The following is a 5,660-nucleotide window of genomic DNA, read 5'->3' as shown; positions in this document are numbered from 1 at the left end:
TTAAATATTGGAAGAAAGGTAGTCGGAGAGGCCGCCTTTAGCGGGAATCCGATAGAGAGGTTCGTAGTTAACCCAGTACGGGTCAAAGCGTACAAAGCTAATTCTAGATGCAATATTTGCGTACAGAATTAGTAACTATTTGTTATGCTGATTGTTAACAATTTGTAATCTTTGGGAAAGTTCCTCAATACTGCATGGTCGTTTCTGCTACAATTCCACCCCTAGCTCAAGATACCCTCGCCCTGAAAGCGGTGTGGGCAAATGTCGGCTATGATAGTTGTCCCTACCATTACAATTTCCATCTTCATACCCATTGCTCCGATGGTCAAATGAGTCCCCAAGACTTGATGAGACAAGCGTTAGACATCGGACTAAAAGGATTAGCAATTACCGATCATCACTCGATCGAAGGTTATCGACAAGCCCAAATTTGGCTAGAAAATCGGCATTTAAAGGGTTCTCTACCCCATCTCTGGACAGGGGTAGAAATTACGGCGAATCTCTTAGACGCAGAAGTGCATATTCTTGGCTATGGTTTCGATCCTACTCATACCGTTTTGACTCCCTATCTGCAAAGAGCCAAACCAGAAGGAGATTTAGCTTTGGCCTCTAGAGTCATTAACAGTTTACGGCAAGCAGGGGCCCTAGTGGTTCTAGCCCATCCCTTTCGTTACCATCGCCCCGCGGCCGATTTAGTAGCGGCGGCGGTAGAATTGGGTATTGATGGTATTGAGGCTTTTTATGCCTATGGCAATCCCAAACCATGGCTACCCAGTCAACGGGAAACCGAACAAGCTCTCGCTCTTAGTCGTCAATATCAATTATTTGCCACCTGTAGCACCGATTCCCACGGTAAATCTTTATTACAGCGCATTTAGCCTGATCGCGGGATTAACTGTAAAATACTTAAATTGACTAAACTCGATCCTTTCTCGATCGAGTGTTAGTTTTTTATGGCCGTCAGCTTTTTCAGTGATCAGTAACCAGTAACCAGTGATCAGTAACCCGTAACCAGTAATCAGTAACCCGTAACCAGTGAAAGAGCCTAAATTTGTTGAAAATTGAAAACTTAAACCTGATAACTTAAAACTTAAAACTTAAACCTGATCACTGATAACTGATAACTTAAACCTGATCAGTGATCAGTGATCACTGATAACTGATAACTGATAACCCCCTGAATGAAAGATTTATTCCTTGACACTTGCTGGTTAATTCCCATTTATGGCTTAATTGGTTCGATTTTAACCCTACCTTGGTCTTTAGGCATTATTAGTCGCACCGGTCCGCGGCCGGCCGCTTATATTAACCTATTGATGACCGTCTTAGGATTAATACACGGATCGATCGCTTTTAATCAAATTTGGCATCGAGAGACGATTAAACTGGCTTTTGAATGGGTAAGAGTGGCCGATCTTAGTTTATCCCTTTCGATCGAACTTTCTCCCGTCAGTTTGGGGACGCTGGAACTGATTACCCTCATCAGTCTCCTGGCCCAAATCTATGCCCTTGGCTACATGGAAAAGGACTGGTCTTTGGCAAGATTTTATGGCTTAATGGGCTTTTTTGAGGCAGCTTTGGGGGGAATTGCCCTCAGTGACTCCCTACTATTCAGTTACGCTTTCCTAGAGATGTTAACGGTCTCTACCTATCTCCTCGTCGGTTTTTGGTATGCTCAACCTTTGGTAGTAACCGCGGCGCGAGATGCCTTTTTAACCAAGCGCGTCGGCGATATTATTTTATTGATGGGTTTGGTGGCTCTGTCCAGTTACGGAGAAGGATTGAGTTTTTCTCAGCTAGAAAATTGGGCAGTAAATAACCCTGTGCCACCTCTGACGGCGACTTTGTTAGGATTAGCCCTTATTGCTGGTCCAACGGGTAAATGCGCCCAATTTCCCCTGAATTTGTGGCTAGATGAGGCGATGGAGGGACCAAATCCAGCCGGAATCATGCGGAATTCGATCGTGGTTTCGGCGGGGGCCTATGTTTTAATTAAGCTGCAGCCAGTGTTTACCCTATCTCCGATCGCGGCCAATGTTTTAATAGTGTTGGGGACAATGACGGCAATCGGTACTTCTCTGATGGCCCTATCCCAAATTGATATTAAACGGGTTTTATGCCACTCCACCAGTGCCTATCTCGGTTTGGTCTTTATTGCGGTGGGATTAGGTCATGTGGATATCGCTTTGCTAATTTTATTCTCCCATGCGGTCGCAAAAGCTTTATTGTTTATGAGCGCAGGAGCATTAATTCTCACTACCAGTAACCAAAATATCACGGAAATGGGGGGAATTTGGGCAAGAATGCCCGCTACAACCATGGCTTTTTTAGGGGGTTCCGCGGGGATGACGGTTTTAATGCCCCTGGGGATGTTTTGGACGTTAAAACGGTGGTTAAGTGGTGAATGGGCGATTCCTTGGTGGTTATTAGCGGTTTTAATCTTTGTTAATTGTCTTAGCATCGTCAATCTCACCCGGGTATTTCGTTTAGTCTTTTTGGGACAAACCCAAAGTAAAACCCATCGCACCCCGGAAGTGGCTTGGCCGATGGCTTTGCCCATGGTATCATTGATTTTAATCGCTTTATTGGCCCCGATTATTCCCCTACGTTGGGATTTTTGGCTATCTTTCACCAATCCTCTCCTTAATAACCAGAGTTTTACTATTGTCTGGGGTTTTCCCTTACTGATGGCCTCTGGAGTAATTGGCCTAGTTATCGGGTTAACGGTAGAGTTAAGACGAGCTTGGGCAAGACCGACTGGGTTAATCCTGCGATTCCTGCAAGATTTGTTCGCTTATGACTTCTATCTTGATCGCATCTATCAGTTTACCGTGGTTTTAGCGGTGGGGAGCTTGTCCAAAATTACCGCTTGGCTCGATCGTTATATTATTGATGGTCTGGTTAATTTGGTCAGTTTAGCGACGATTTTTAGCGGCAGTGCCTTAAAGTATAATGTTTCTGGTCAATCACAGTTTTATGTCTTGACTATTCTTTTGGGAATAGGGGGATTAATCTGGCTCTTATTAAACGGTCAATGGTCACTGATAACTAATTATTGGTCATCCCTGTTGACTCATTGAACCTCTATGTATCGCTCCCTAGTCTTCCGGTCGCGGACTAGGGAGGGAAAGCAGCGGGATGAACATGATCAACAAGGACAGACGGTTAAAATCGGTCTTAGCTTAAAACCCCACACCCTGCCCGCGGGAAAAACTTTTTCAGCAAGCCCTATTTGTGTTATAATGGGTTGGTCAAAAATGCTGGTGTAGCTCAGTGGTAGAGCAGCTGATTTGTAATCAGCCGGTCGCGGGTTCAAATCCCATCACCAGCTTCAATCTCTCACTCCCAATCGAACTTTAAAAAACCTGCTCCCCACTTCCCTCTTTCAAACCGAAGACCCCTAAACCGAAATTTAAACCGGACAAAACCATCCTAGGGACTGGGGTTCGCAACTGTGGCACACTAGAGAGTATAACTGAATTGACGGTAAGCCCTTGACTAATCAAATTACCCCTTTCGACCCCCTTCACAACCACGACGAGACGGGCCATGACCACGAGTCAAAAGGGACTCCCCACGTCCATAGCGAAGCTTCCCTGAAGCAAATTATTAACCGTCTTTCGCGTATCGAAGGACATATTCGCGGCATCAAGACGATGGTATCGGAAAATCGTCCCTGTCCCGAAGTTTTGATGCAAATTGCCGCTATTCGCGGGGCGATTGATCGCGTTGCCAGAATTATTCTCGACGAACATCTGAGCGAATGTATTGCCCGGGCTGCCCAGGAAGGTAGTATCGAGACAGAAATTGAAGAATTAAAGGCCGCCTTGGATCGCTTTTTACCCTAGATTGTGCTATAATGAGAAGTTGGCATTTTTTAGGCAGAGAGCAATTACAGGAGGTGAATCAGGTTAATGACCCAAGTGGTAGTTGGTCAGAACGAGGCGATCGAATCAGCCCTGCGTCGTTTTAAGCGACAGGTAGCGAAAGCGGGAATTTATGCGGATATCAAAAAGCATCAATTTTTTGAAACCCCTCAAGAAAAGAGAAAGCGTAAAGCAGTAGCCCGGAGACGACAAAGAACCCGTCGTCGTTAAAATTAGCCAAGTCAGAAGTCGCTCGCAAGCTTCTGACTTGCTTTTATTTTAACCTCTGTTTTGGGGGTTGGGAAGCGGGAAGTGGGGAGTGGGAAGTGGGGAGAAAAAAGCTGATAAGATAAAGTTTAGCCCTCGATCGAGTTCTAGTGTTTTCATGGTTTTACAACTGCGCGTCTATGTTCCCGAACATCCTCTGGTTAAGCATTGGTTAGCGATCGCGCGCGATCAAAATACCCCCTCGGTACTGTTTAAAACAGCGATGACGGAACTAGGGCGCTGGTTAACCTACGAAGCAGCCCGGCAATGGTTGCCGACCCTGGAAACTAGCGTTAAAACCCCTCTAGCGGAATGTCCCGCTACTTTTATCGATCCTAGCGTACCGATGGCCGTAGTCCCGATTTTACGGGCAGGATTAGCCCTGTTGGAAGGGGCGCAAAGTCTTTTACCCCTAGCTAGTACCTATCATCTCGGTTTAGCCAGAAATGAGGAAACCCTAGAGGCGAGTTGTTATTTAAATAAATTACCGGCCAGTTTTGATCCGGCCACAAGAGTCTTAATTCTTGAACCGATGTTAGCCACGGGGGGATCAATTTCAACAGCAATGGCAGAAATTACCAGCAGAGGCGTTGATCCTGCCCTGATTCGCCTGATTTCCGTGGTGGCTGCCCCGCCGGCTTTACAGAAATTGAGTCAAAATTATCCCAGCTTGAACATCTATACGGCTATTATCGATGAAGGATTAAATAGCGGCGGTTACATCGTGCCGGGGTTGGGCGATGCCGGCGATCGAGCTTTTGGAACCTATTAGGAGAAAAGGGGATTATGAGTCAGCGAGATGGGTTTACGGGCGGTTTTTTAGCCGGTGCGATTGTCGGTGGTTTAGTGGGCGGTGTTTTGGGGACAGTGTTGGCTAATCGCAGCCGTCGCGGTTTAGGAGATGGGGATAATCAAGCTTTTTTAGAGGAGATCCGCAATGGGCGCTTGACTCCAGAGGAAGGCATGGAAGTGGCCCGCCGCAGTTTAGAAGATAAAATTGCCCAGTTAAATCTAGCGATCGATGATGTGCGTCAACAGTTAGGATCGGTACAGGAAAACGGCAGCGATCATTAAAATAGGGCTGGCCGAATAAATCTAAAAACCTTGTTAGACCTCGACCTAATTTAATTAGGGTCTGCTGAAAAAGTCATTGAAACCCACATTCCGCACCCTAAGTGTCACAACGTCTCAAAAGAGGAAGGGGCGTGAGTCAAAATACTTATCTAGAGGAGTGAGTTGGCGGCAAGCTGCCGGCAACTAAGCCGAAAATTTCAGAGTTCCCCCGGTCATTCTCAATAAACAGTGCTTGTTGAGAATGGCTGGGCAATCAGACTTAACATCTAGCGTCGAGATGTTCGAGTAGTGCTTAAGTTTTGTCACCCCTTGAGGGACTTCCAAAAAATAAACTATTCATCCTCAAGAATAATAATCATTCTCGGAGTGTGGGAGGTAGGGATCGATGGTTGCCCCCTCCTTCCAATTTTGTAGTAGAATTAATCCTGTACATTATTAATCAAGTTTTTCTTT

General features: G+C 45.8%; 6 protein-coding genes and 1 tRNA gene. All 7 read left to right on the top strand.

Annotated elements, in window-relative coordinates; translation table 11 throughout:
• The first annotated feature begins 194 nt into the window (after positions 1 to 194).
• Complete coding sequence (locus tag IM509_RS21595; RefSeq protein ID WP_002790088.1) at positions 195 to 878, top strand: PHP domain-containing protein; 684 nt, start codon at positions 195 to 197, stop codon at positions 876 to 878.
• Between the two features lie 303 nt (positions 879 to 1,181).
• The gene (locus tag IM509_RS21590; protein ID WP_002790087.1) at positions 1,182 to 3,080 is read left to right on the top strand and encodes an NAD(P)H-quinone oxidoreductase subunit F; all 1,899 of its coding nucleotides are present in this window, start codon (positions 1,182 to 1,184) and stop codon (positions 3,078 to 3,080) included.
• A gap of 179 nt (positions 3,081 to 3,259) precedes the next feature.
• Positions 3,260 to 3,331 (top strand) — tRNA-Thr (locus IM509_RS21585).
• Between the two features lie 163 nt (positions 3,332 to 3,494).
• Positions 3,495 to 3,848: a metal-sensing transcriptional repressor gene (locus IM509_RS21580; protein ID WP_002766602.1), complete on the top strand. Its 354-nt coding sequence runs from the start codon at positions 3,495 to 3,497 to the stop codon at positions 3,846 to 3,848.
• A 66-nt stretch (positions 3,849 to 3,914) separates the two neighbouring features.
• On the top strand, positions 3,915 to 4,097 hold the full coding sequence (gene rpsU / locus IM509_RS21575) for a 30S ribosomal protein S21 (protein WP_002738938.1): 183 nt from the start codon (positions 3,915 to 3,917) through the stop codon (positions 4,095 to 4,097).
• Positions 4,098 to 4,251: 154 nt separating this feature from the next.
• Positions 4,252 to 4,905, top strand: a complete 654-nt coding sequence (upp, locus tag IM509_RS21570; RefSeq protein WP_002790085.1) for a uracil phosphoribosyltransferase — start codon at positions 4,252 to 4,254, stop codon at positions 4,903 to 4,905.
• Positions 4,906 to 4,919: 14 nt separating this feature from the next.
• Positions 4,920 to 5,207, top strand: coding sequence for a ssl2009 family thylakoid membrane protein (locus IM509_RS21565; protein ID WP_002790084.1), 288 nt, complete (start codon positions 4,920 to 4,922; stop codon positions 5,205 to 5,207).
• The last annotated feature ends 453 nt before the right edge of the window (positions 5,208 to 5,660 follow it).

Origin of the sequence: Microcystis sp. M31BS1, from assembly GCF_020245285.1 — a bacterium.
In the GTDB taxonomy this organism is placed as follows: Bacteria; Cyanobacteriota; Cyanobacteriia; order Cyanobacteriales; family Microcystaceae; genus Microcystis; species Microcystis panniformis.
This window is presented reverse-complemented; position numbering and strand designations above follow the sequence as displayed.

What these genes read in the sequence shown, in the direction of transcription:
- IM509_RS21595 (WP_002790088.1), top strand. Translation starts at nt 195, where the DNA reads ATGGTCGTTTCTGCTACAATTCCACCCCTAGCTCAAGATACCCTCGCC.
- IM509_RS21590 (WP_002790087.1), top strand. Translation starts at nt 1,182, where the DNA reads ATGAAAGATTTATTCCTTGACACTTGCTGGTTAATTCCCATTTATGGC.
- rpsU (WP_002738938.1), top strand. Translation starts at nt 3,915, where the DNA reads ATGACCCAAGTGGTAGTTGGTCAGAACGAGGCGATCGAATCAGCCCTG.
- upp (WP_002790085.1), top strand. Translation starts at nt 4,252, where the DNA reads ATGGTTTTACAACTGCGCGTCTATGTTCCCGAACATCCTCTGGTTAAG.
- IM509_RS21565 (WP_002790084.1), top strand. Translation starts at nt 4,920, where the DNA reads ATGAGTCAGCGAGATGGGTTTACGGGCGGTTTTTTAGCCGGTGCGATT.